Below are 26169 nucleotides of genomic sequence, written 5' to 3'. Positions count from 1 at the left end.
AGCCCCTAGCTAACTCAAATAATCATAAAATGAGAACAAAACTTAATGGATTATTGACGCTATTATTGGCGTTTGTTGTGCACTTATCATTTGCGCAGGAAAGGACGATTACGGGTACCGTAACGGATCAAGACGGCCTTGCCCTTCCCGGAGCATCTGTGGTAATTAAGGGCACGACCACTGGTACTCAGACCGATTTTGACGGAAATTATACAATTTCCGCAAGCCAGGGACAGACTTTGGTCTTCTCCTATGTCGGTCAAAGGACCCAGGAAGTAGTTGTTGGGGCATCCAACACTATTAATGTACAGCTTGCGCTGGATACGCAAGCCTTGGAGGAAGTTGTTGTAACGGCCCAGGGTATTGTGAAGGAGAAGCGATCGCTAGGATATGCGGTCACTACGGTGGAGTCGGACAAAGTGGAGTCGCGACCAGAGGCGGATATCGCCAGAGTTTTGAGTGGAAAGGTTGCCGGTGTAAACATCACCGCAAACAACGGCCTTTCCGGATCGGGTACCAACATTATTATTAGAGGGTACTCGTCAGCTACACAATCCAATCAACCTTTATTCATCGTTGATGGTGTTCCCTTTGATTCAGGTACCAACACACAGAGTAGTTTTCTGGATGGTAACACGGAATCGAGTAGATTTTTGGACATTGATCCCAACACCATTGAAAACGTAAGTGTACTTAAAGGATTAAGTGCAACGGTTCTATATGGTAACCGTGGAAGGAACGGGGTAATTCTTATTACCACCAAAGGCGCCAGCTCTGGAGAAAGGGCCAGCAAAACGGAGGTTACCGTATCACAATCGGTCTTCTTGTCCGATGCGATCCTACCGGATTATCAGGATAACTATGGTGGTGGATTCCACCAAGGCTTTGGTTACTTCTTTAGTAACTGGGGACCCAGGTTCGATAGGACGGATGATGATGGTATTGGAAATGCCAACCAGTTTTTGAGCAATGGCCCTGGAGGGGTAGCCATCTTAAGGCACCCGCATAACTTCATTGCCGATCCTACCTTGATCGCAGGCTTCGAGGATTTATTGGACGATCCTTACCCCTATCAACCCTACAACGGTGTTGAGGACTTCTTTAGGACCGGTTATGTATACAGTACTTCGGTAAACATACGAGGTGGATCAGAAGATGTAAGCTTCAATGCCAATTACGGCCGTACCGAAGATATTGGTATCACGCCCGGAAACAGGCTGATCAGGAATAACTTTAGCTTGGGTGGTAACGCAAAATTATCGAATAAGTTTACCGCTTCTGGAGTTTTTAACTTCATCCGTACCGGATTTAAGTCGCCCCCCAACTCCGTAAGTACGGGTAGTGGGGCTGCATTTAATGGTTCGGCGATTTTCGGGGATGTACTCTACACCCCTCGAAGTGTGGATTTGACCAACCTGCCTTTTCAAGCGGCAGATGGTAGAAGTGTCTATTACCGTTCCGGTAACGATATCCAAAACCCGTATTGGACCGTAGCCAACTCAAAGGCAGCGCAGCTAACGGACAGGTTCTTGGGCAACATGGGCCTTACCTATGAGCTCAACGACTGGATGAACCTTACGTACAGGCTGGGATTGGATACCTATACCGAATTCAACTCCTACGGACAGAACAGAGGTGGGGTAGACGGACCAACACTAGGTATTTTAAGGACCATTAGTGTCCGTAATACCATATGGAACCACGATTTGATTTTGAGCGCGGACAAAGATTTATCCGAAGACTTTAACTTAAAGGCTACCTTAGGTGCCAACAGTAGACGTGATGTCTATGCACAGGATGGTATAGAAAGTCAAGGACAATTGGTCTTTGGGGTATTGGAGCACTTTAACTTTACCACGCCATCTTCGGCTAATTCCTTTACACGTACGGGAAGCCCTAATTTGAATCAAAATTTTGAAGAAAACCTAGTTGGTATTTATCTCGATGCCACATTGGGTTACAAAGACTTCCTTTATTTGAATGTAGTAGGAAGAAATGACTGGTCTTCTACTTTGGAACGCGAGAACAATTCTTTGTTCTACCCAGGGGCAAGTATTTCTTTTGTACCTACCTCAGCATTTGAAAGTATCAAGGGTGAAGCCCTTACCTATTTGAAGTTGCGATTAGGATTCGGTTCCTCAGCAGGATTCCCGACACCATTTAATACAAGAGACGTTCTTACCCTAGGGGCCAGGAACCTTGTAGATATCAATGGAACGGTAGTATCCGGAAATACAGTAGATAGCGCTCTCGGTAACAGAGACCTTGTACCGGAAGTTGTGGAAGAATTTGAAGTTGGTATTGATTCCCGACTCTTTAACAGGCTAAATCTTAATGTAAGTCTTTACAAAAAGACGACCACGGATTTGATTACGAACCGTACGCTCGATAGCTCTACAGGCTTCTTGAGTACTTTCGTAAATATTGGTGAATTGGAGACCAAAGGAGTTGAAGTAGACTATGACCTGGATATTTTAAAAGGTGGCGGTGATAAATTCGGCATCAACATTGCCGGTAACTTTACCGCAAGTGAAACGATCGTAACGGATTTGGCCGATGGCACAAATAACATATTACTTACGGATGCCGTTTCTGGAGAAGCTGCCAACTACGCCGTTGAAGGTAGACCTTTCGGTGTTTTCCTAGGAACCACCATCCTTAGGGATGCCAACAACGACAAAGTGGTAGGTGCCAATGGCCTTTACCAAGTACAGAATACGATCAGCGAAATTGGAGATCCCAACCCGGATTGGACCACCGCATTGATCCCTACATTTACCTATAAAGGTATTACACTGACTGCCAACTTGCAGTACAGAAATGGTGGGGATATTTATTCTGTGACTTCAGCAGCCTTGATTGGACGGGGAACAGTAGATGCGGATAATCCAATTGACAGGGAATCGAACTTTGTGCTTCCTGGTGTGCAAACCGATGGAACACCGAACAATATCGCAATCAGTGCTACCGAATTTGGGTTCAACACCTACTTTGCCGGTGGTCTGAACGAACTGAACATTTATGACGGAACAACGATAAGGTTGCAGGAGGCATCACTTGGATATTCCCTTCCACAACGTTTTCTTAAGGACACTCCTTTTGGTAGTATGTCATTTACGCTATCTGGACAGAATCTCTGGTTCAAAGCGGTGAATTTTGACAGTAACCTCAACTACGATACCAACTCCTCCAGTACGGGTGTTGGTAACGGTCAGGGTGTAGATTTCATCACCGGTCCATCGGCTAGACGATATGGATTTACGATCAGAGCTACTTTCTAAGTCAATAAGAAATAAAGAAATAAAATATATATCATGAAAAAATTGTTTAAAATAATTGGTTTAGTATTGACGGGGTCTATGCTTGTTTTCCACTCCGGATGCGAAACCATTGAGCTTGGCGTAATCGATACGCCCAACGCTCTGAGCCCCACACAGGCTAGTGCGGATTTCTTCTTGAACCAAATTCAGATACAGACTGCTGAATTATTCCATGGTGAGGAAGATAGGAATGAGTTTGGCTTTAGTCGATTTGGTTCCGAGCTAGTGCGTATGCTTAACAATGACGGTCCTACCTACCGTGAGGTATTTGATCCTTCGGATTTTGATCAGGTATGGGACAACTTTTATGCCGGCGCATTGATCGATATCAGAACAATGAATCCTGTAGCGGAAGAAGCAGGCCAATACACACATATTGCCATAGGGCAGATTCTTGAGGCCTACCTCATTATGACCATGGTCGACTTTTTTGGAGATATTCCTTATTCGGAAGCCGCCAGAGGTGGTGAAGGGATTTTAAATCCCATTTTGGATTCGGGTGCCTCTGTGTACGCTGCAGCAGATCAATTACTGCTCGATGCCATTACCAATCTTGGCAGGCAAGAGATTGCACTTCCCACCAATGACCTTTTCTATGGTGGTAATGAGAGCAAATGGGTAAAAGCGGCCAACACCATGCGATTGAAACTCTATCTGACGACCCGTTTGGCGAACACTTCGGAGTCTACTTCCGTAATCAATAGTCTTATTGCGGGTGGCAATCTTATAACAAGTTCCGCCGATGATTTCTTTTTCCAATGGGGTACTTCAAATGCGGCGCCAGACAGTAGGCACCCATGGTTTGCCCGTAACTTTGATGGACAAGGTCCTTCTTCGTTCTTTTACACGGTAAATTACTACATGAACCTGTTGGCGAACCAGTACAACAATCCCGATCCAAGGGCTCGGTATTATTTCTACCGCCAACAAAGTGATTTCTCTGGTGCGGACGTGGTTACCAAGGAATGTGTTACAGAAATTACAGTACCCGCTTGGTGGGGACCTAACGAACCTTATTGTTTGGTACCTAACATTAATGGCTTGGACGGCTATTGGGGCAGGAATTTCTTGGACAACGATGGTATTCCTCCAGATGATGCCTTTAGAACAGTCTTCGGGGTATATCCTGTGGGTGGACCTTTTGACGACGATTCCTTTAGAACTTCAGTTTCAGGATCGGCAGCAGTAAGCGAGGGATTGATCGGAGCAGGTATCTCACCGATAATGATGTCTTCCTTTACCAACTTCATGTTGGCCGAGGCAGCACTTACCCTAGGCACTACTGGTAATGCCAGAACGTACCTTGAAACAGCTATTCGGGAATCTATAGGTACGGTAACAACCTTTGGGGCAAGCCTTGCCGCCGGTACAGCCTTTGTGCCCACGGGAGCGGAAATAGACGCTCATGTCGGGGAAATCCTTACGGCCTATGACGCCGGTAACGATACCGATAAACTGCGTATCCTCTCAGAACAATATCTGATCGCGCTTTGGGGCAATGGGGTAGAAGCTTACAATATGTACAGGAGAACGGGACAACCGGACAACTTTACACCGGCCTTTTTCCTAGCGGATCCAGGACCTTTTGTTAGATCGGTATGGTACCCTCAGGTAGCCAGTGACAACAATACGAACATAACCCAAAAAGCAGAACCCACTGTTCCGGTATTCTGGGATACGAACCCTGCAGGCTTTGTAGATTGATATCAAGTAATTCTAAATCAAAAAAAATGAAAAAAACAATTTATACAATAATAAGCCTGCTCACCTTATCGATTGCATTTGTAGGCTGCGAAGAGGACGACAAGCAACCGCTGAACACCTTCCTTGGAAATTCAGGGGATGATCTTCAGTCACCCTATGTTAGGATTGTTGTGGAAGAAAGTATTGTTCCACAAGGTGATTTGGGCACAGCTGCCTTGAACGGTGTGGTAGACGCACCCAGTAAAAATGTGGCTTCTTGGGAACTGGCCGTAAGCCTGGAATCAGGTGGTGTGGCCAGCGATACCATTCCTTTAACCACGGTGACCACCTTTCCCAGTAATATCTCCATCCCGTATACGGATGTGGCCGCTGCCTTGGGCATAACGGTCGGTGATATTCTTGGGGGCGACTTTATCCGGTTTTTAGGAACGTCCACAGGTACGGACGGGTCTGTGTTTACCTTTGACAATTTCACCGGTTCCATTACAGGACAGCCCGAGCAGCGCCAGGCATTTAACTTTATTGTTTTGGTTAAATGTTCCGCGATTTCCGATGCAACGGTTCCCGGTACATGGATCTTGGAATTGGCAGATTCCTATGGAGATGGTTGGGACGGTGCCTTCCTTACTTTTGAAGTTGACGGAGTAAGCACCAATTATACGATTTCTGCGGCACAAGGATCGGCTGCCACCTTTAACGTGGTAGTACCGGCCGGAACGGCAGAACTGATTATTTCCTATACTAGTGGCGCTTTTGAAGGTGAACACAGTTTTACGGTGGAAACACCTGATGGTGATGTTAGAGGGCCTTTTGGACCGGCACCGTCACCCTGTATCAACTAGGACAGTTAAATAGATACGCATAGAGAAGAGCATGTGCTCGTATTAAATCTCTATCTCAATAACAAAAGCTATGGTATGATTATGCAAATAATTCGTACCATAGCTTTTTAAGCTAACATACGGTGTCCCGTTTTGCGATGGACACGATTTTATCAATATCAAATTGCTATGAAACTGATAAGAATATTGACCTTACTAGGTATTACCCTTTTCTCCTTCACCTTAATTTCTTGTGGAAGTGACGACCCAGCTGTGGAAGATGATGATCCCATGGCCGTTGAAGACGATAATCCAATGACGGATGATGATCCTACCGATGGCTTGGAGGGCACTACGGAGTTTTTATTTCCTAATCTGGTATACGACGGTCTAGTACTCATTAATGATGCAGGAAACAACCGCGCATACTTGATGGACAAGGAGGCCAAAAATGTTTTTGAATGGCCGCTTGGAGGGAACAATATAGGCAATGATGTCTTCCTCCTGCCCGATGGCCGGTTGCTGGCAAGCTTGGAGGCAGATAGCCCGCAGATCACCTTTGGGGGCAAAGGCGGGAAAATACAGTTTATCAGCCCCGATGGTACGGTCGAATGGAACTTTGACTACTCCACAGCAGACTATATTGCGCACCACGATGTGGAACTCCTACCCAATGGCAACGTAATTACCATGGTCTGGGAACGAATTACGGCAGAGGACGCTACCCAAAACGGTTCGGTTCTGGGTGTAGACCTATTCCCGGAAGCAATTATTGAAATCAATCCGACCACCGATGAGATCGTGTGGGAATGGCATGCCTGGGACCATATCATTCAAGACGTAGATGACACCAAGGATAACTTCGGCGTCGTTTCAGAAAATCCACAACTCATAGATTTCAATTATGTGCCCGAGGACAACGGTGACATTATGCACGCCAATGGTATAGCTTATGATCCGGACAACGATCTCATTTACATGAGCGTAAACTTCTTTCACGAGGTGTGGGTCATAGACCATGGCACCAGCACGGCCGAGGCAGCTTCGCATACCGGGGGCAATTTAGGCAAGGGCGGGGATCTGATCTATCGTTTTGGAAATCCTACCGCCTATAAGAATCCTGAAGGGAAACGTAGGTTCTATAACAATCATTTCCCCAATCTGTTGGACAAAGGACCTTCCGGGGAACAAAAGCTGTTGATTTTTGTAAACAAAATCGAGGCCGACATGGAACAGTCCGTTGTCTATGAATTGCAATTGCCCAATCCCTTAACATTGCAGGCCAATACGGACAATGAACCCCAGGTAACCTGGAGTTTTACCGATCCCGACCTTTTCGGGGCAAGGGTCTCCGGGGCTGTTGAGCTTCCCAATGGGAACAGGATGATCGCCGAGGCCGATTTTGGGGTCTGGGAAGTAACTGATGGTGGAGAAGTGGTATGGAAATTCAACGGATCCGGTTTTTTCTGGAGAGCCTATCATTATGATAAGGATGCTCCTGAAATTAAGGCGCTGGGGCTCTAACAAGCCCTTTCAGGTCATTTACCTCTTTTTATTTCCTTTTGTGGTACCCAAAAGAGCGCTTTTTAATTTTAGGTAGCTACCTTTGCCCCATGGAAAAACCCACCCAAATTTATGGTATCCGTACGGTCATGGAAGCTATAGGTTCCAATGAGCCTATTGATAAAATCTTCATGCAGAAAGGGCTTAAGGGAGACCTTTCCAGGGAATTGGAAAAGTTGGTGCGCAAAAAGGACATCAGTGTCTCCTACGTCCCCTTGGAAAAATTGAACAAGCTTACCCAAAACAACCATCAGGGTGTTGTAGCCAAGGTGTCCCCTATTAGTTTTCACAATTTTGAAGCCTTGGTCGAAAACGTAGTGGCGAATAAAAAACACCCGCTCTTTCTTTTATTGGACCAAATTTCGGACGTTAGAAATTTCGGAGCTATCATTAGAACGGCAGAATGTACCGGGGTGGACGGTATCATCATACAAAAAAAAGGAAGCGCTCCGGTTACCTCGGATACCATCAAAACTTCGGCCGGAGCGGCATTTAAAGTGCCTATTGCCAAGGTAGACCACATCAAGGATGCCGTCTTCTATCTCCAGGCATCCGGGGTCAAGGTTGTAGCGGCTACGGAAAAAACGAAAAATACAGTTTACGAACTTTCCTTTAGTCAGCCTGTGGCCATTGTCATGGGGTCGGAGGACATCGGAATTTCGCCTTCGATCCTAAAAGCTTCGGACTATACGGCAAAACTGCCCATACTCGGGGATATTGCTTCCTTGAACGTATCAGTGGCCTGTGGGGTGTTCCTCTACGAAGTAGTCAGGCAGCGAACGGATTGAGCACTATTTTTCCTGATCAGGTTTCTTTTGTTTAAAATGATAGGTGATTTTTATGGATTCTCCTTTCTTTCCAGGGTCCGCTGTTTCCTCTTTGGTCTCGATAAAATTCCCATCCGCATCAAAATGCCGTAGAAATTCGTCCTCTTCTTCATTGTAATCCTCCTTTTCCCAATCGTATTTTTTGGTCTCCGGTAGCTGGGTTTTCATGAAAACGGCAAACAACAGGCCCGATATAAATCCCGACAAATGGCCTTCCCAGGAGATACCCTCCTTAATGGGGAAGATATACCACAATAGGCTTCCGTATACAAAAACCACAAACAGGGACAAGGCGGTAAGCCGATAGTGTTTTGTAAAGATGCCCTTAAAAAAAATAAAGCTCGCCAAAACATAGATGACCCCGCTCATCCCTATATGATAGGAGGTCCGTCCAATGCCCCAGGTCAACAGACCGGACAACAAAGCACCCCAGAACAGCACCTTAAAGGATATGTCGCGATAGAAATACAGCAAGGCGGCAGATAATATGGCAATGGGTATGGTGTTGTTATAGAGGTGTTGTAGGGAACCGTGTATAAAAGGACCGAAAAACAGCCCTCGTAAACCCGAAAAGGTCCTGGGGTAGATGCCATACGGGTTGAAGTTGGTCTGGAACCGGATTTCTACCCAATATACCGTCCACATGAGCAAAACCAACAGAAAGGGCACCAAAAGGACCGAATCGGAAAACTTGAAATACTTCTTCTCGGACATACATTGAATTTAATGTTTTTTCCACAATTTGTCGGCCAGAAATCCAAAACCTGATAAATTGTCATCTAGATAAATATCTTATTTTTATCCCATGAACGAACCGCTAGCAGAACGGATGCGCCCCAAGACCTTGGAAGATTACATTAGCCAACACCATTTGGTGGGCGAAAAGGGCTCCCTGACACATCAGATAAGAAAAGGTATGGTGCCTTCACTGATCTTGTGGGGGCCTCCCGGGACAGGAAAGACCACGCTTGCCCATATTATCGCCAATGAAAGTGAAAGGCCCTTCTACACCCTGAGCGCCATAAGCAGTGGCGTTAAAGACGTAAGGGAGGTTATCGGGAAAGCTAAACAAAGCGGGGGACTATTTACTTCCAAAAACCCTATTCTATTCATCGATGAAATACATCGTTTTAGTAAATCGCAGCAAGACTCTTTGCTGGGAGCGGTGGAGAAAGGATGGGTTACCCTTATCGGGGCCACAACGGAGAACCCGAGTTTTGAGGTTATCCCCGCGCTTTTGTCACGGTGTCAGGTATATGTCCTCAACCCCTTCGGGAAGGAGGATCTGGAAACGCTGCTCAAGCGGGCCATAAAACAGGATAGCCTTCTTAAATCCAAGAAGATAAAACTAAGGGAAACCGAAGCTTTGCTGAGGCTTTCGGGAGGGGACGGCAGAAAACTGTTGAATATTTTTGAACTTGTCATCTCAGCGGAGGATAAGGAGGAAGTGACCATCACCGATGCTATGGTCATGGCCAAGGTGCAGAAGAATACCGTACTTTACGACAAGACCGGCGAGCAGCACTATGACATCATTTCAGCGTTTATCAAATCCATTCGCGGGAGCGATCCCAACGGGGCGGTTTACTGGCTGGCCCGGATGATAGAAGGTGGGGAGGATGTGAAGTTCATTGCCAGGCGTATGCTGATCTCTGCCTCTGAAGACATTGGCTTGGCCAACCCTACCGCTTTGGTCATCGCCAACAGCACCTTCCAGGCAGTAACGACCATAGGGTATCCCGAGGCCAGGATCATATTGAGCCAATGCGCCATATACTTGGCTACCTCCCCTAAAAGCAATGCTAGTTATCTGGCCGTAAAGAAAGCACAGCAAACCGTAAGGGAAACGGGGGATCTTTCCGTGCCTCTGGCCCTGCGAAATGCACCCACCCGGCTAATGAAAGACCTTGGCTATGGGGAAGATTATAAATACGCCCATGATTATGAAAACAATTTTGTAGCGGAGGAGTTTTTACCCGAGGAACTTTCGGGAACCGCCTTTTACAGTCCCAGCGCCAATCCTAGGGAGAAGGCCATTAAGGAGTACTTGGCAAAACGATGGAAGAACAAATACGAGGGCTAAAATTTAATCTGTAGTTCCTCTACCCTTAGTTGTCCATCCTCATAATATTCAAAGAACCATTTTCCGTCCTTGCTATGGACCATGCCATTTTTATCATCCGCAACGGCCAAATAAACATTGGGGTTGGTAGTGCCGAACATTTTTAATTTGATCTGGGGCGTACTGTCCACCAATTGGTATCCGTTGGCAATCTGTTGGGCATAAAGGATATTCGTTTCTTTGGTCGCTTCAACCATAATTTGGGAGCTCGGCTTTGCCTCCCCTTTCTTGATTTCCGAAACCTTGGGGGACACACTTTTATAGGTCTGATCTTCTGGGGTAACCTCCTGTTCCACAACAACTTCCCGCACTTCCTTGGCGGCGGTCTCCACAGGGGCCGGTTCTTCCTTCTCCAATTGCTTTACATCATCCTTGAAACTGATCTTCGTGGGCACCTCGGTGGTACTTTCCTTGGGTTTATAGCTATAGGTAAAACCATCCAGGGATTCAAAATTCTTCCGGATTGCCTCCATGTAAGACGGTTTAAATTCCTTTAGCTTGCTCCTTCCTTCCTGGGTCAAAAAAATCTCCTTTCCGCCACAGTCCTTAAATAAAATGCTTGTTTTTGTGGCAAAGAGCGAAGAATCATCTATGAGATCTACCAGCAATCCAAGACACCTATCACGGATCACATCATCGGGCATTTCATCATCATAGACGGTATTAAAGCCCTTTTGGGTCAGCAGGTATTTTATAAACGTACTGGTCTGGTATTGGTTCTCTTTTTTGAAACTATCAAATTGTTTTGGCACAATAACATATTTGTAGTCATTGAGTTCTATTTGGGACATTCCGATATAACCTATGCAGAGAAAGATTAGGAGGAGACGATTTTTCATTTCAGGCATTCCTTTGTGTCATTTGCTGCCCCAAGATATGATATTTAATCCTAACTGAAAAGAGGCGTAATGACTATCGGCCAGGTTGCGATACCCCAGGAGATTGTCTGCCATGAAATAAAAATTGATGGGACCCGCCTGAAGGTTCATTCCCAGGCCTACATTGGTCAGGGTAAACTTGTCGGCGGTATAGGTGGCCTTTAAGGACAAAGCCCTTCCGAAGCGCCGCTGGTAAAATGCGGTCAAGGCGGCCTGCGGACCCCTGGGCCTTTGTATCACATATAAGTGCCCTCCCACACTGTTCAGATAATCTATTGGACTTTCACGATTTCCACTTACCCGGTAATCGCATTTGCAATCTTCTCCCCTAGGTGTTTTGGGTTCCTCAAAATCATAACGGATGGACCCGTTCAGTTTTATGGGCCTAAAGCTTATATAGTTTTTTGACACGTTGTCCTCAAAGGGAACTAGTGCCTCCACCTCATCGACAAGATCCTGCCAAAAATCCGCGCTGGGATCCAATAATGCGTCCGGGAGTATGACCTCCACGCCCTCTACCGTAGCTTCTCCCTGAAGACGGATCCGCCTTACATCCTTGGTGTGGTAGATAAAGCCCACATCCAAAAGACTTCCGGTAACTACCGTTTGGCGATTGAGCTTATAGCTAAAACCGACATCTACTCCCAATCCGAGGTTTCCACCCAAAAGTGCTCTCCTGCGAAAGAGGCTGGCAAGTGCAGGGCCACTGTCTATGCTGTCGTCATCGAGGATATCATCGATTTCGTCCAATCCCGATGTCCTGAGTTCCATATCGGCCACCAAGGTATTGGACAATAGGTTGTTCTGACCTTCATTGGTCACAAAGTACCCCTTGTTACGGGTAGAGCTAAAGTTGAATATACTGGAGTACACTTTTCCCCTGGCCCCCACCGTTAGGTTTCTGTTCAATTTTTTGTTGAGTCCAAAATGAAACACGTTCACCAGTTCGCCCTTGGTCTTCAAATGGCTCAGGTTAAATCTCCTTCCCAGGGCATCGGCATTTCCCTCATAGCCCAAAATGGCAAGGTCCTGGGGCCAATACCCTATGGCGTCCCCTTCCAAATAGATACCAAAAGAATAAAAATTCTCCGGCCTGTTTCTATCCCGAAAACCTCCGTTGAGTATATCCAATTGAAAAGTTCCGCTAAGTTCGTCCCGAAACCCGAGACCAAAGACTGCGCGTTCCCTCACCTTAAGGTTGATATCCACCCCATCATCGGCAAAGATGTCATGGACCGTAATGCCGTTGGTGCCTGTTTGAAGGGAGATACCGGAGAGCGCAGGTATGCCACCGTACCACGCATATGGGGTTTCCATGCCGGGATTGATCAATAAGGCCTGGGGAATTTCCCTAAAATCATACAGGATTTGCTTGTTCTGGGTGTACACAATCCCATACCACAACAGCATGGCCATTATAAAAAATATCCGCTTTCTCATTGAACAAGCTCTATCCTGAATCTACCACTAGATCTTAGAATTATTTTGGGGTCGGGAAGATTGGATACACTTGTGTTATCGCCCAGGTTCGTGGCGCTTACCCGTATAGCCGATGTATTTCTTATAATGTCGAGACTCCTACCTCCTGGTCCGTAAGCAATTTCTGTACGCAGTAGGGCCGTGGGTGCCGGGTTTACTGAAAATTGTTCAATATCCAGTGCATTTCCTGCCTCATCCAAAAACTCGACCGTAATGTCCAGTTCCTTACTTGTGGTATTCTCCACTTCATAAATAACGACCCCATCCAATACCTTGTCGGCAAAAAAAGTTTCGTTAAAGGCATCAAAATTAAAGGTGTTGGCGTAAAAACTGATTCCTGTGGCCAGGTTGATAACGCTCTCTGGGGATTCAATGTATAGAATACTTGCCTCTATGGTAGGGGTTACCTGTAAATCTTCAAGTTGATCAAAATCCTGTTCCTCTACGCAGGCACTGGAACACACCAGTGCAAACCCGAGTAAGAGATATATAAGTCCATTCTTCATTTCACAGCACCTTAAGCCCCTGTTCAGCGGTTATGTAATGTTTCCTCTTATATAACTCTACAAATACAATTTTATTTCACCAAGATCATGAATCATTTTACAATGTTCATGCTTCGAATCGTTGTGCGCGTTGAAATGCAAGGTATGAAATCCTACCGCCTGGGCGCCGAGAATATCAGCCTCTATACTATCGCCGATCATAATCGCTTTTTCCGGTCCTACCTCGGCGCTTTTCAGCGCTAGCTCAAAGATAATTGGATTTGGTTTTTTCACCCCCGCCATTTCAGAGTTGATAATTTGGTCAAAATAGGTGTGGATCTTTGAGTTTATAAGCTTTTTTTCCTGAATTTCCTGAAAACCGTTGGTAATGATGTGCAGTTTATATCGGGGTTTCAAATATTCGAGGATTTCAACGGTATTGGGGAACAGATGATTGAATGAGGACAGATGCGCAATGTACGCTTCAGCCAACAAATGGATCATGGGATCGGTAACCGGATAGCCAAGTGAATCAAAAGTGGTTTTTAGCCTTTGGTAGCGTAATTCCTCCTTGGTAATCCTTTCCTCCCTATACAGTTTCCAAAACGCTAAATTGGTCGGCACATAAACCTCCAGAAAATCGGGAAGGTCTACCTGAAGACCGTTATCGACCAGTATTTTTTTAAACGTAAGGGCTGAATTTTTTTCAAAATCCCATAAGGTATGGTCCAAATCGAAGAAAACGTCCGAAATAATATGCTTAAACATGGCATTGGTCTATTACAGATTCGTACAGTTCCTTCCAATCTACCTGATGCTCGCCTCCCAGCAGTTCATTGGAAAAAACGGTAATAAAATGTCCGTCTACCCGCCTCACCCTATGGTATAGGAGCTTGATCTTACCCAGGATCTCTTCCTTTTCGGACAGGTTCACAAAAGCGTAGTCATGAACGGCAAAGGGGTGTATTTTAATGGGTTGTTGCACCTCCAGATTAATATCATAAAAATAAAAAGGTCTACAGGTACCTGCCCTAAATCCCGGTTCATGTGTGTATCCCATGGTAAAATCATCGGTGAATTCTGCCTCTACCAATTTCCTATAGGTTTCCGGGACATCTACCCTATTATAGCGCAGGCGGGAAAACCTGACCGGCCTATTGATTACGTTCGCCAGCCTTTTTTTCTCCTGTTTTAAAAGTTTTATGTCGCGGAACGAGCTATAGGAGGCCGCGAGCGAAACAATACTGTAGTCCGCAATTGATTTAATAAGGTATCTGAACTTGTTATTATTGGTTGATATATTCTTGTCATAGGTAGAATATTCCGCAAACTGAAAAAAGAACATGCTCGGCATGTTAAACTTTTTATGGAGATCGATCAAGGAAGTATAGTTGTCATACGGATCTTTTCTCACCCTCAGCCAGACCAGGACCCGACTGACCAAGCGCCTTAGTCTTAGGGTACCCAGATCAAGCAAAAATCCTGCCGCACTCCTCACCAGCCCCCGGTAGGCAAAACAATGGGACGAGGTAACATCGATAAGGGAAGTATATTTGTATTGCCTTTTGGCATGGGTCATGTCCGGGAAGCGCTCCTTCAGTTTTTCGAGCAGTTTGTACGCCCAAATGTCTACCACGGGCAGGTCCAAAAACCCTTTTTGAAAGGCAACGCTCGCATTGGGCGGAAACCTACCATGCATATCCTTCACATGGGGCAGGTATTCCTCATACCTGCTCAAAAGATAGAAACTGGCCGAAAAAATATCAAAGGGAATGTTGCTACGTTCACCGGCGCTGAAGAAGCACGGGACATCCTCCCACTGACCTATGTTTATGGGAAAATCGTTTATTCCCTGTTCAAACAAGAGGTCGTTGCTCTTTATAAAAAATTCGTTCTGAAGCGGCTGTTTGGTGTAGGTGATTTTAGGGCCGCTGTGTTTAATGAAATCCTCTACCTTCGTTGCATAAACCACCTCTATTCCCAAAATCCTGGTAAACAGGTGCTTCATGATATAACTAAAACGCGGGGTAATTTTATGGGTATAGATCAATAACATAGTGTTCTACAGCTCAAATCCTTTAAACGATTATTACAACTCCCCTTCATCCGCAAAACTGAAATACGATTGCTGGGTTATGATAAGGTGGTCCAGGACTTTGATGTCCAGCGCTTCCGAAGCAGTTTTCAACTTCTTGGTAATCTTTTTGTCTGCCAGACTTGGGACGATAGTTCCCGACGGATGGTTATGGGCCAAAATCAGGGCCACCGCGCCAAGCTCCAGGGCTTGTTTTAGGACCAAGCGCACATCTACCAAGGTTCCGGTAATACCTCCCTTGCTCAACTGGGCCATATGCATAACCCTATGGGAATTGTTGAGATATACTATCCAGAATTCCTCATGGGGCAACTCGCCTATTATGGGTTGTAACAGTTCAAAGACCGTTTTACTGCTCGAGATTTTGGCGCTCTTTTCAACGGCCGAACCCCTTCTCCTTCTACCTATTTCCAATGCGGCCACAATGCTTATGGCCTTTGCCTCGCCTACACCCTTAAATTGCTTCAATTGTGGAATGGAGAGTTTGCCCAACTCGTTTAAATTGTTGTTCACTGACGCCAAAATCTTTTTGGAAAGGGCCACCGCACTCTCATTTTTGGTTCCAGACCCGATAAGAATCGCAATAAGTTCGGCATCGGATAAAACTGTTTTTCCCTTCCGTGCCAACTTCTCCCTGGGCCTGTCATCATCTGACCAGTATTTGATGGAAAACGGACTTGGTTTTTCTTGCATGCACTAAAGATAATGAACTAAAATTTTTATTGTTAATTTCATCCGGAATTTGACATTAATTCCATAAAATCTGTAGGTTTGGGATTAAATAAACAGACAAGCGCATGAAATCATTTTTCGAGGAAACTACCTATAATGAGGTATTGCAGCGTGTCCGTTCCCTACACCAGGGTTCCGAAAGAAAATGGGGTAAAATGACTGTGGGGCAAATGGTCTGGCATTGCCAGTATCCGCTGGAGATAGCCATTGAAAACAAAAAGGGTGGCAAAAAGGGCAATCCTCTTATCCGATGGTTTTTTAAAAAGTCGCTCTACAACGATACGCTTTGGCGAAAAAACCTGCCTACTACGCCCAAAGCCAAAGCCATGGAAGAAAAGGATTTTATCACGGAACGCAAAAAACTGGAACAGTTGCTCCATGATCTGTACGCCCTAAGGGAAAGAACGGAATGGAATCCCCATCCGCTTTTTGGCAGCTTCACCCATGAGCAATGGGGACAACTGGAATATAAGCACCTGGACCACCACTTAAGGCAGTTTGGGGTTTAAGAACCTGTTTCAATTCAATAAGGCATATGAAGTACCCACCTCAACATCATCAGGAAAAGAACTTTTCAAACGTTATTGAAGTGGTTAAAAACTATCCCTTTGGAACCTTGATAACCATAAAGGACAATGCCCCGTTGATCACCCATATCCCGATTGTATATGAGGCGGATGGTAGTAAGTACGGCAAATTGGTGGCCCATATGGACAAGTACAACCCCCAAGTGGGTACCTTAGTGGATGATGCGCTGGTCACCGCAGTATTTTATGGACCAGACTGCTATATTTCCCCATCGGTGTACAGCACGCGTCAATTACCCACATGGAACTATATTTTTTGTCATCTCCAAGGCCGGATCAAGCTCTTACGGGACAAAGAGGCCGTAAAGCGTACCATGGTCCGCATGACGGCTTTTTTGGAGGGGGACAACCCAAAATACGTATTGGCCGAGGACGACTCACGAATGGAGGGCCTAATCAATTACATTATAGGTTTCGAGATTAAAATAACCCAGTGGGAGGGGAAGTTCAAATTTTCACAGGACAAACTAAAAAAGGATCGGGAGCAGGCCAAGTTGGCGTTGATTCGCAGCCAACAAAAGGATGTAAAGGCTTTTGTAGACCGCATTTTTGAAAATCACCGGAACGCTCAGGATTCATAAGGCACCGAAGCATCCAATCCGTCATCTTCCGGTTCAATTTCCTGTTGTTCCAGATGTTCACGGGTATCATTGATCATACGGGTTTCTTCCAATATGGCGTTGGACATCCCCAACATAAATGCGATGAGTACCAAGGAGGCCTTTCGTCTGCAAGACCTTAAAATGGATCTCAAAAAAATTACGGTACCTGGCCCTTTCATAAACTATCTGTTGCAAACCGCGTTCCATTCCAAAAAGTCCTGACAAATGTTCAGTGAAACCCTATGGACTGCCCTTCAATGACCTTCTTGAGTTCATCAAAACCCAACCCGCCATAATTTCCAGAACTCATCAGCAACAGTACGGAATTGTTGAAATCCTGTTCAAAGAGAAAGTCCCTGAACCCTGTGGCATCGGTAAAGGTCACTAGGTCATCGCGCTGAAAGGCCTCGGCAATCTGCGGGGCACTTACCTCTGTCAATTGCTTAATTTTTACCGCTTCAGGAGAATAGAAGACCACAGCGGTGTCTGCGCTGCGAAGTGTACCTTGGTATTCCTTTAAAAATTCCGCATTTAGACTGCTATAGGTATGTAATTCAAGGCAGGCGATCAATTTTCTATCCGGATACTGCTCCTTCACCGCATCCGTGGTTGCTGCTACCTTGCTGGGCGAATGGGCAAAATCTTTATAGGCTACGCAAAAATCGGTCTCGGTAATTTTCTCCAAACGTTTGGAAGCCCCCTTAAAGGTGGCAATGGCTTCAAAAAAGGCATCTTCGTCCACACCCATATGTTGACAGATCCATTTTGCTCCTGCCAAGTTGTTCAGATTGTGTTTTCCAAAAACTGCAATGGGCATGGGCCCCTCAGGGGTCTCGAGCAGTGTTTCCCCGGCAACCACGGAATAGTCAGCGGTGCCATAGGGTATTTTTCGAATGGCATTTTCGGACGCGTCCACAATGTCTTTTACCGCCTCGTCCTCCGCATTATAGGTAATACTGCCCCCTTTAACGATGCTGTCCACAAAAATTCTGAATTGCGCTTTATAATTTTCATAGGTGGGAAACACATTGATGTGATCCCAAGCAATTCCGCTCAGAAGCGCTATATTGGGCCTATATAGATGAAATTTGGGCCGGCGATCTATCGGTGATGACAAATATTCATCGCCTTCCAAAACGATAAAGTCATTGTCCTCGGTTAAATGCACCATACGGTCAAACCCTTCCAATTGAGCGCCCACCATAAAATCTACCTGGCGCCCATGATAATTTAGCACGTGTAGTATCATGGAAGTTATGGTCGTCTTTCCATGGCTTCCGCCTATGACCACCCGGGTCTTATTCCGCGACTGTTCGTACAGAAATTCGGGATAGGAATAGATCTTAAGTTGCAGTTCCTGGGCCTTTAACAATTCTGGATTGTCCGGTTTAGCGTGCATGCCCAGAATAACCGCATCCAAGTTGGAATGGATTTTCTCAGGGAACCATCCAAAGGGTTCCGGCAGGATTCCTTTTGCCCCTAACCTACTTTTTGATGGTTCAAAAATCACATCGTCGCTTCCTGTTACGGCGTACCCCTTATGAAGTAGTGCTAACGCCAAATTGTGCATGGCACTGCCCCCTATGGCGATAAAATGGATGTTCATATCAATGCTGAGATTATGCGGTAAAGATAGCGATTGAAACTGCGTTGGCAAACTGATGCCGAACGGAACATAATTTATATCTTAGTATGCACCATTAAAAAGGAAAATATGAATTTATCGGATATCGTTTCAGAGGAAATCATGCCGGGCTATCATGGTAAATTGATTCATGCCCAAACCATGAGCCTGGTCTATTGGGAGGTAGAGCAGGGTGCCGAAGTACCAGAGCACCATCATATCAACGAACAGCTAATGCAGGTTCTTGAAGGTACCTTTGAGCTCACGGTGGGAGGCAGCACCAAGGTCTACCTGCCCGGGGATTTTGTGGTTATCCCACCAAACGTTCCCCATAGTGGGAAAGCGGTGACAAGCTGTAGGTTAATGGATATTTTTAGCCCTGTACGGGAATATAAATAGACGTTTGTATGCAGATTTCACTGAAAGGAAAAAAAGCCCTTGTGGGCGGTAGCAGCAAGGGTATTGGAAAGGCCATAGCACAGCAACTGGCGGCAAGTGGCGCCAGTGTTACCTTGATGGCGAGAAGTGCCGATACTTTACAGGATATCATTACAGAACTTCCCAAAGACCAGGGTCAAAGGCACCAGTATTTGGAGGTTGATTTTTATGATTTTGAAGCCTACAAAAAGATAATTTCCAGTTATTTTGAGACCCATACAGTAGACATATTGATCAACAACACCCAAGGCCCAAAAGCGGGCAGTGCGCTCGAAAAAAAGGTATCGGATTACCAAGAAGCTTTTGACCTGCTTTTTAAAACGGTGGTCTACACCACCGAACAGGCCTTACAAGGCATGTTGGCGCAGCGCTATGGCAGGATTATCAACGTAGCCTCGGTTTCCGTTAAAGAACCCCTTTCCTATCTGGCCCTTTCCAATAGCATTAGGGCAGCTGTGGTTACCTGGGCCAAAACCCTGGCTGGCGATGTAGGGAGTCATCAGATTACGGTGAACAACATCTTAACAGGATATTTTGATACAGAGCGTATTGCGCAGCTTAATGCCGCAAAGGCCCAACAGTTGGGTGTTCCAATTTCCGAGGTTAGGGCGGATATGGAGTCCAGGGTGCCCTTAAAACGGATCGGAGATCCTGTGGAGTATGGATATCTGGCGACGTTTTTGGCATCGGAAGCAGCTTCCTATATTACTGGCGCGAGTATTCCGATAGATGGAGGTCTGTTGAAATCACTTTAAAGCAAAGCCCGTATAACTTCCCGCTCTTCCAGAGCAGGTTTAAAGGTGGGACGATCGGCAAGTGCCTTTTCTACCCAAGAACTGGCCTGTTCCATAGCCCCTTGATGGCGATACAATTTGGCCATGCGATAGTAGGCCCAATACAAGGGCACTCCGTCCTTAACGGTAAAATTATTGATATAGGCCCCCATGTGTTGAATTCCCTTTTCCAATTGAATCCCATAATCACTGCAGACCTTTCCAATCTGATAGTTCAGCTGATTTCGGGGAACACTACCTAAATTGGATAAATAGGACAGCGCTCTTTTATAGTGTTGTTCCGCTTTTAAGGGTTCATCGTCATATTCGCATACGTACCCAAGGGCCAAATATCCCTCAAAAGGAGAAATGGCCTTTAACTCCCTGGCATATTTGTACGCTTTTGAAGTGCTTCCTCCTACGATTCCGGGTATGGAAACATAAAGATCCACGAGGGCCCACCGGGCTTCAATGTGATTAGGGTTTAGCTCTACAGCCTTTGTGAAGCCTTCCTTTATTCTTCCCAAGAGCATTAATGCCCGTAATTTGCTGCTGTTTTGGGCCTTTCGTGCCAATACCCCGCCATATCTAAACTGATATTCTGGGTTTTGGGGGTAGGTATCGGTCAATTCTTCGTAAATCCCTATGGCTTTGTCCCATTTGCCCTGCAGGCCGTAGACCTCTCCCAATTTATCCATCAAGCCGGGGGCAAAGCGAATATTTGCAGCTCTAAGGAGTGCCATTTCCGCTTCCTCATACTTTTTAAGCTCCAGATAATGGTCCACTTTGATCAGGACCTCCTGCTGGCCCAAGGAAAAAAAGGGTATACAGAACACGAACAGCGCCTTCCAAAATTTCATAGCACATTAAAGATTTGGTCCTTAGTCGAAACGAAATTCTTAACCTTAATCGTATATTTTTTTGTGGTTTTCTTTATCGGTCAAGGCCCGCATTCTGTGGTAAGCGGAGCTACCCGAAGGCAGAAATCGGCCAACAAATTTGAAAAATTCGTATTTATTCGTCATTTTTTTTTATAAATTGTTAGCTATCTAACGTAAAAACAACAAACTATGAATTCAAAAGTCTTATTGATCCTTAGAATTATCTTGGGTCTTTTCCTCCTTCTTTTTGGATCGAACAAGTTTCTCGACTTTATGCCTCCTTTTGAGCTACCGGAGGCCGCAATGGCCTATTTTGGGGCTCTGGCCTCGGCCAAGGTAATCCCCTATTTAGTGGGTATTGTGGAAATTGCAGCAGGTCTCTCATTATTGCTGAACAAATACGCCTCCTTGATGATGTTGATTTTGATGAGCGTATCGATCAATGCGGTACTTTTCCATGCCACCTTGGATCCCGGCAACATTGTTCCGGCCCTGGTGCTCTTATTGCTGAATATTGCAATGTTGTACGGTTATAAAAACAACTATAAGGATATCCTAAAGGGGTAATATAGAAGAAACATATGCAAAGCGGCACCGCCAAAAACAGTGCCGCTTTTTTTATTCCAAGATTTGAATCACAAGCTCATTTTATCCTTGAAAATATAGGATTGCCGCCTAGAGACCTCCAATTCTTCCCCATTGATCATGGTCAATTTTAATTTTCCATTGAACCAGGGTACTACACTTTTGATAAAGTTGATGTTGATAATCTGTTGTCTATTGGCCCTGAAAAAATTTTGAGCTGGCAGTTTTTCAGCTACCTGGTTCAGGGACTTGTACAGCATGGGTTTTTGGTTTTCAAAGTAGACTCGGGTATAGTTCCCCACGATTTCGAAATGGGAAATCTCCCCAATCTTTACCAACCAGCACTTTTCGCCATCCTTAATGAAAATTTGGCTCTTCTCTGTAAGTCGTTCCACGCTTGTTTCCCCCTCTCCAAGTCCATCTTGCCACTTTGATCTAACCTTGTCCATAGCCAAGGCGAACCGCTTGGCATTGATAGGCTTTAATAAGTAGTCCAGGGCATTGTACTCGAAGGATTTAATGGCATATTCATCAAAGGCGGTGGTAAAGATGGTAATAGGCACCTCATCTAGCATTTCCAACAGTTCAAATCCATCTTTTTCGGGCATGTTGATATCCAAAAACAGCAGGTCGGGGCGTTTCTCTTGGATGAGTTCATACCCCTTGTCCACATTTTCGGCCTCGCCCAACAATTCAATTTCCCCATGGCCTTTAATGAGCTCCTTCAACTCGTTGCGTGCCAAACGTGAATCTTCTACAATTACTGCCTTAATGGTGCTCATGCCAGCGGAATTTTAATATTGGCTACTACTTCGTCCTTTTCTTCGGTCAGGGAGAAAACGGCCGTGTCCCCATAGAGAAGGTGTAAACGTCGCCTTATGTTCTCCAAACCCAATTGGGTAGAACCCTTGGCCATCTGTAACTTCCCTGTATTGATTACCTTAATGCATAATCGATCCTTGTCAATCTCGGTCTTTAAAAGGATTCTTCCACCCCCCTTCAGGTTCGAAATACCGTGTTTGGCGGCATTTTCCACCAGCAATTGCACAATCATGGGCGGAATGGCAAGTGTTAGCGTTTCGGGCGCCACTTCCTTTATAAATTGTAGGCGGTCCTCCAATTGGATCTTGGACAGATCGATATAGTTCTCCACCATTTCCAGTTCTTCCTCCAACGCAATGGCATTGACATTGTTCTTGGTCAGGGAATAGCGGAGTATTTCGGAAAGCTTGGTCAGCATGTCCCTGGACTTCTCCACGTCCTCCAACATTAGACCTCGAATATTGTTGAGACTGTTGAACATAAAGTGCGGATTGATCTGCCCCTTGAGCGTATTCAACTGCGCTTGTTTTAGGGTAGCGTTCAACTGCAGCCGTTCTATCCTATCCGCGTTCAACTTTAATAGCGCCTTGATGACCAGATAGCAGACCACCCAACCAAAAATGACCAGTACCGAATTCAGGAACAAGACCCACCAACTGTCATAGATTGACAGGATGGTCAGGTCAATTTCATTCTCTATCGGCATGTATTTCCCATAGAAATGTCCGAACAGATAGCCCAACGCTCCGTACAGCATGGAGATAAGAAACGTGGCCAGAACCACCTTGATGATCTCTTTCACACCAAAACCCTCCATGGAGACATTCCGTTTTAGGTAAGTGCGTAACAAATGGGTACTGAACACCCCAATAAAAATACCTGCCAAATTGGAATAGAACAAAAACTCAAAACTGGCCTTTTTTAGCACGAAAACAGAAAGGAGGTTCACTGAACTCCAGCCCAGTAGTTGTAGTAACCAATAAATCCTATTCCGCTTGCTAGGTGTTAACTCCATAGGTTCCCTTTGATCGTTTCAAATTTAAGCTAATCGATTGGATATCTGCCCCTCATTGTGGGAGATGGTAAACGGTTCTTAAATTCAACATTGGATTCAGGAATATCCATATGCTGACACATCCAAGGAAACGGAACCCGTATCTCTTTTTGAATGATCCATTTGTATCCCTTACTTCGCTCCCCATCTTTTATAGGATAACGTCAATAATAATCGTAACCACTAATTTTGCTATTGCTATCATCGCTTGCTATTTAAGGTTCTTATTTGAATTATAGGGTAAAAGTAATGGCATTGAAGCGTACCCCCAACCAGAATATGGCCAGTGGTAAAATTTGGGAAGTGAACGGTAAACACAAAAAAAAGGGAGCTGATTGCCCCCTTTTCTTATCATCCTGCGTGTACAGAAATAGCAGTTTCTTTAATCCTTGATAGGCGTAGGCATTTCTGTCTGTCCCAAATGCTTGGCATAAAAACCTACCATGGCCTTGTATAGGGCAATGCGGTTTTCCTCTTTTCCAAAACCATGACCCTCATCATACCGTACCATATAGGGTACATCATAGCCTTTGGACCTTAGCGCACTGACAATTTGGTCGGACTCGTCAATGTTGACCCGGGGATCGTTGGCACCCTGTACCACGAACAAGGGTTTTTTGATTTTGTCGATCTGATATACGGGCGACACTTCTTCCATAATGGCCTTTTCCTCGGCAATATCCTCGTCGTACCAGATTTCCTTGATAATCTTCAGATAGGGTTTCCAATAGGGCGGAATGGTCTTCATAAAGGTGAACAAGTTGGACACCCCAACATAATCCACCCCGCAGGCGTATAGATCCGGGGTCTTGGTGAGTCCCCGTAACACGGCATATCCGCCGTGACTGCCTCCATAAATAGCGGCTTTGTCCTTGTCTACCCACCCTTGGTCTATGACATACCGCAATCCGTCCTCCACGTCATCCATGGCCTTTCTACCTATTTGTTTAAAGCCCGATTCCAGGAACTTTTTCCCGTAGCCTCCCGAAATCCTGAAGTTGACCTGTAGCGTCGCGTATCCCCTACTGGCAAATAACTGTGACTCCGGATTAAAGCCCCAGGAATCACGTATGCCCTGTGGCCCACCATGCGGGTTCACGATAACAGGAACCTTCTGTCCTTTCAGGGCTGCCTTGGGAAGGGTAATGTATCCGTGTATGGTGAGTCCGTCCCTACTGGTAAAGGTAATGGGGCGCATCTCGGCCATATCGGCCTCCTTTAATTGTGGCATGAGGTTGAAAACTTGCTTAAACTCATCCTTTTGGACGTCATAGGAATAGTATACGCCGTAAACCTTATCGCTATTGACGTAAATGAGGTAATGGTTCTCGTCATCGGTAAAATCGGCTATACTGTACTGTTTGCCCTCAAATTCCTTTTCGAATTTGGCGTGCAGGTTTTTGTAATAATCACTTACCGGAACGATCACTTTTTTCTCCCCCTCGTACTCAAAATAATCCAGTTCATAATTTCGTTTTCTTGAGGTAGCAAGATCGGAAACATCGTATTGGTCATGGGAAAAGACCTTTTTTAGTTGTTTGTCCTCCTTAAGATCGTACAGGACAACTTCGGACTTATCACTATTCAGATTGGAAACCACATAAGCGTCATGTGGATTTTCAGTGGCATAGTTGAATTGCTGGATACCAAAGGCATCCTTCCAGTTTAGACTCTTAATAACTTCGTATTTACCGTCTTCCTTTGCATAGTAGAGATCCTGTTCCACACCATCCCTGATTCGCGTAAACGCCCTTAGATTGCCATTTTTATCAAAATCATAACCGGCGATGGGGTTAGCGGCATCCTTATTTTCATACAATTGCTTCATTTCCCCGGTAAGCACGTTTATTTTGTACGGATCAAAAATCTGTGGGTTGTTCTTGTTCAATGAAATAATGATGTGGTCTTTGTCCTCTTTGAGCAGTTCTAAAAAGTTGGTCTGTACCCCCTCAAAAGGGGTCAAATCCTTAAGGTCGGAACCATCGAGGTTCACGGCGTACAAATGGTAGTTCTCATCACCACCCTGGTCCATCAGATAGACCAATCGTTCATTGTTTACCCAGCCGTAGCCACGGACCAGTTCTTCCTTTTCCTCAATGGCTCGGGTTACCTTACCGCTGGCAATCTCCTTGACCTGTATGTGTCTCTTGCCATTGGCGTCCTTCTCCCGATAAGACAGGTATTTTCCATTAGGGGAAAAGCGAAAGGTAGAGGCCTTGGGCCGCGCAAAGTAGTCCTCTACGGTGTACCTGTAATCTCCAACGTCCAAAGCTGCCAGGGCTATCAGTTCCTCCTCCGAACTTACCAGATCCTGATTCCCGGGAATGGTCTTTACGGTCTTTTCCAAAGCCAGGGGAAGTTCCATTCCACCTTGATAAAAGGTGCCTTCCATTTTATCTCCGGTTAGTTTCCCCACATACTTTATGCCCGCTTGCTTAAAGGAGATGGTCAATTGATCCCCCTGAAAAATGGTCTCGTCCATAGGGATATCCGTAGCCCCTTGGGAAGGACTATCCATAGTAGCCGCGTAATCCCCATCGGTTTCCGTGACGTTGAATACCAGGGGCATTTCCATACCCTGTATAGAGAGTGTGCCCTTCCATGATCCTACCACTTCTTGGGCGTAGGCCTGCATGGACAATACAAATAGTACTGTGGCCAAAATTCCTTTTAGTTTGTTCATGTGATTTTTCATTTTGCCTTTTTTGATGTTAAACCTTTTTCTACAAAAATTTGGTGTGTTTTGCAATGTGTATTCCATTAGTTAACCTAAGCGG

Annotated in this window: 24 protein-coding genes; 11 read left to right on the top strand and 13 right to left on the bottom strand. The window is 45.4% G+C overall.

The genetic code is table 11. The features are described from left to right. Positions 1 to 29: 29 nt before the first annotated feature. The 5 genes from ACRD67_RS11090 (at position 30) to rlmB (ending at position 8196) form a co-directional block, all read left to right on the top strand. The gene (locus tag ACRD67_RS11090; RefSeq protein ID WP_430967217.1) at positions 30 to 3281 is read left to right on the top strand and encodes a SusC/RagA family TonB-linked outer membrane protein; all 3252 of its coding nucleotides are present in this window, start codon (positions 30 to 32) and stop codon (positions 3279 to 3281) included. 33 nt (positions 3282 to 3314) lie between these two features. After that, a complete protein-coding gene (locus ACRD67_RS11085) occupies positions 3315 to 5024 on the top strand; it encodes a SusD/RagB family nutrient-binding outer membrane lipoprotein (RefSeq protein WP_430967216.1) in 1710 nt (569 codons plus the stop codon). Positions 5025 to 5050: 26 nt separating this feature from the next. Continuing rightward, positions 5051 to 5866 carry a hypothetical protein gene (locus ACRD67_RS11080; protein WP_430967215.1) on the top strand — a complete coding sequence of 272 codons (816 nt, stop codon included), beginning with the start codon at positions 5051 to 5053 and terminating at the stop codon, positions 5864 to 5866. 168 nt (positions 5867 to 6034) lie between these two features. Then, positions 6035 to 7369 carry an aryl-sulfate sulfotransferase gene (locus ACRD67_RS11075; RefSeq protein WP_430967214.1) on the top strand — a complete coding sequence of 445 codons (1335 nt, stop codon included), beginning with the start codon at positions 6035 to 6037 and terminating at the stop codon, positions 7367 to 7369. 89 nt (positions 7370 to 7458) lie between these two features. After that, positions 7459 to 8196 (top strand): 23S rRNA (guanosine(2251)-2'-O)-methyltransferase RlmB, encoded by a 738-nt coding sequence (gene rlmB, locus ACRD67_RS11070; protein ID WP_430967213.1) that lies wholly within the window; start codon positions 7459 to 7461, stop codon positions 8194 to 8196. Positions 8197 to 8199: 3 nt separating this feature from the next. Here the strand turns inward: rlmB and ACRD67_RS11065 are convergent, their stop codons facing one another. Continuing rightward, the gene (locus tag ACRD67_RS11065; RefSeq protein ID WP_430967212.1) at positions 8200 to 8949 is read right to left on the bottom strand and encodes a rhomboid family intramembrane serine protease; all 750 of its coding nucleotides are present in this window, start codon (positions 8947 to 8949) and stop codon (positions 8200 to 8202) included. 91 nt (positions 8950 to 9040) lie between these two features. Between ACRD67_RS11065 and ACRD67_RS11060 the strand changes: the two genes are divergently transcribed. Next, positions 9041 to 10318 carry a replication-associated recombination protein A gene (locus tag ACRD67_RS11060; RefSeq protein WP_430967211.1) on the top strand — a complete coding sequence of 426 codons (1278 nt, stop codon included), beginning with the start codon at positions 9041 to 9043 and terminating at the stop codon, positions 10316 to 10318. Here the strand turns inward: ACRD67_RS11060 and ACRD67_RS11055 are convergent. The 6 genes from ACRD67_RS11055 to radC are packed head-to-tail and all read right to left on the bottom strand — an operon-like array spanning position 10315 to position 15987. Further along, positions 10315 to 11196 (bottom strand): hypothetical protein, encoded by an 882-nt coding sequence (locus ACRD67_RS11055; protein ID WP_430967210.1) that lies wholly within the window; start codon positions 11194 to 11196, stop codon positions 10315 to 10317. The two genes, ACRD67_RS11060 and ACRD67_RS11055, sit on opposite strands and share 4 nt — an antisense overlap. Before the next feature lie 18 nt (positions 11197 to 11214). Next, the gene (locus ACRD67_RS11050) at positions 11215 to 12675 is read right to left on the bottom strand and encodes a DUF5723 family protein (RefSeq protein WP_430967209.1); all 1461 of its coding nucleotides are present in this window, start codon (positions 12673 to 12675) and stop codon (positions 11215 to 11217) included. Further along, the gene (locus ACRD67_RS11045; protein WP_430967208.1) at positions 12672 to 13220 is read right to left on the bottom strand and encodes a hypothetical protein; all 549 of its coding nucleotides are present in this window, start codon (positions 13218 to 13220) and stop codon (positions 12672 to 12674) included. Before ACRD67_RS11045 ends, ACRD67_RS11050 begins: the two co-directional genes overlap by 4 nt. A 57-nt stretch (positions 13221 to 13277) precedes the next feature. Then, positions 13278 to 13967 (bottom strand): YjjG family noncanonical pyrimidine nucleotidase, encoded by a 690-nt coding sequence (locus ACRD67_RS11040; protein WP_430967207.1) that lies wholly within the window; start codon positions 13965 to 13967, stop codon positions 13278 to 13280. Then, positions 13960 to 15255, bottom strand: coding sequence for a polysaccharide deacetylase family protein (locus tag ACRD67_RS11035; RefSeq protein ID WP_437439836.1), 1296 nt, complete (start codon positions 15253 to 15255; stop codon positions 13960 to 13962). The genes ACRD67_RS11040 and ACRD67_RS11035 overlap by 8 nt, the downstream gene beginning before the upstream one ends. Before the next feature lie 33 nt (positions 15256 to 15288). Continuing rightward, positions 15289 to 15987, bottom strand: a complete 699-nt coding sequence (gene radC / locus ACRD67_RS11030; protein WP_430967205.1) for a RadC family protein — start codon at positions 15985 to 15987, stop codon at positions 15289 to 15291. Positions 15988 to 16091: 104 nt separating this feature from the next. Between radC and ACRD67_RS11025 the strand changes: the two genes are divergently transcribed. Continuing rightward, the gene (locus ACRD67_RS11025) at positions 16092 to 16535 is read left to right on the top strand and encodes a DUF1569 domain-containing protein (protein ID WP_430967204.1); all 444 of its coding nucleotides are present in this window, start codon (positions 16092 to 16094) and stop codon (positions 16533 to 16535) included. 26 nt (positions 16536 to 16561) lie between these two features. Next, positions 16562 to 17194, top strand: a complete 633-nt coding sequence (locus ACRD67_RS11020; RefSeq protein ID WP_430967203.1) for an FMN-binding negative transcriptional regulator — start codon at positions 16562 to 16564, stop codon at positions 17192 to 17194. On the opposite strand, the gene ACRD67_RS11015 is transcribed toward ACRD67_RS11020, so the two are convergent. Further along, positions 17182 to 17394 (bottom strand): hypothetical protein, encoded by a 213-nt coding sequence (locus ACRD67_RS11015; RefSeq protein WP_430967202.1) that lies wholly within the window; start codon positions 17392 to 17394, stop codon positions 17182 to 17184. The genes ACRD67_RS11020 and ACRD67_RS11015 overlap by 13 nt on opposite strands. A 50-nt stretch (positions 17395 to 17444) precedes the next feature. After that, complete coding sequence (locus tag ACRD67_RS11010; RefSeq protein ID WP_430967201.1) at positions 17445 to 18821, bottom strand: UDP-N-acetylmuramate--L-alanine ligase; 1377 nt, start codon at positions 18819 to 18821, stop codon at positions 17445 to 17447. A 108-nt stretch (positions 18822 to 18929) separates the two neighbouring features. On the opposite strand from ACRD67_RS11010, the gene ACRD67_RS11005 reads away from it, so the two are divergent. Both ACRD67_RS11005 and ACRD67_RS11000 read left to right on the top strand, forming a co-directional pair. Beyond that, the gene (locus tag ACRD67_RS11005; RefSeq protein WP_430967200.1) at positions 18930 to 19238 is read left to right on the top strand and encodes a cupin domain-containing protein; all 309 of its coding nucleotides are present in this window, start codon (positions 18930 to 18932) and stop codon (positions 19236 to 19238) included. A gap of 8 nt (positions 19239 to 19246) precedes the next feature. Then, positions 19247 to 20032 carry an SDR family oxidoreductase gene (locus ACRD67_RS11000; protein ID WP_430967199.1) on the top strand — a complete coding sequence of 262 codons (786 nt, stop codon included), beginning with the start codon at positions 19247 to 19249 and terminating at the stop codon, positions 20030 to 20032. Here ACRD67_RS11000 and ACRD67_RS10995 read toward each other — a convergent pair. Then, a complete protein-coding gene (locus tag ACRD67_RS10995) occupies positions 20029 to 20910 on the bottom strand; it encodes a tetratricopeptide repeat protein (RefSeq protein WP_430967198.1) in 882 nt (293 codons plus the stop codon). The two genes, ACRD67_RS11000 and ACRD67_RS10995, sit on opposite strands and share 4 nt — an antisense overlap. A 210-nt stretch (positions 20911 to 21120) precedes the next feature. On the opposite strand from ACRD67_RS10995, the gene ACRD67_RS10990 reads away from it, so the two are divergent. Then, positions 21121 to 21498 carry a DoxX family membrane protein gene (locus ACRD67_RS10990; RefSeq protein WP_430967197.1) on the top strand — a complete coding sequence of 126 codons (378 nt, stop codon included), beginning with the start codon at positions 21121 to 21123 and terminating at the stop codon, positions 21496 to 21498. Between the two features lie 68 nt (positions 21499 to 21566). Here ACRD67_RS10990 and ACRD67_RS10985 read toward each other — a convergent pair whose 3' ends face one another. From ACRD67_RS10985 to ACRD67_RS10975, 3 genes are all read right to left on the bottom strand, one after another. Next, a complete protein-coding gene (locus ACRD67_RS10985; protein WP_430967196.1) occupies positions 21567 to 22298 on the bottom strand; it encodes a LytR/AlgR family response regulator transcription factor in 732 nt (243 codons plus the stop codon). Beyond that, positions 22295 to 23353 carry a sensor histidine kinase gene (locus tag ACRD67_RS10980; protein ID WP_430967195.1) on the bottom strand — a complete coding sequence of 353 codons (1059 nt, stop codon included), beginning with the start codon at positions 23351 to 23353 and terminating at the stop codon, positions 22295 to 22297. The genes ACRD67_RS10985 and ACRD67_RS10980 overlap by 4 nt, the downstream gene beginning before the upstream one ends. A gap of 421 nt (positions 23354 to 23774) precedes the next feature. Further along, positions 23775 to 26075: a S9 family peptidase gene (locus tag ACRD67_RS10975; RefSeq protein WP_430967194.1), complete on the bottom strand. Its 2301-nt coding sequence runs from the start codon at positions 26073 to 26075 to the stop codon at positions 23775 to 23777. Positions 26076 to 26169 lie beyond the last annotated feature (94 nt).

Origin of the sequence: Eudoraea algarum (assembly GCF_050589645.1) — a bacterium.
Taxonomy (GTDB): domain Bacteria; phylum Bacteroidota; class Bacteroidia; order Flavobacteriales; family Flavobacteriaceae; genus JBNGOQ01.
Note: the sequence above shows the minus strand (reverse complement) of the source record. Positions and strands in the feature narration are given on the sequence as shown.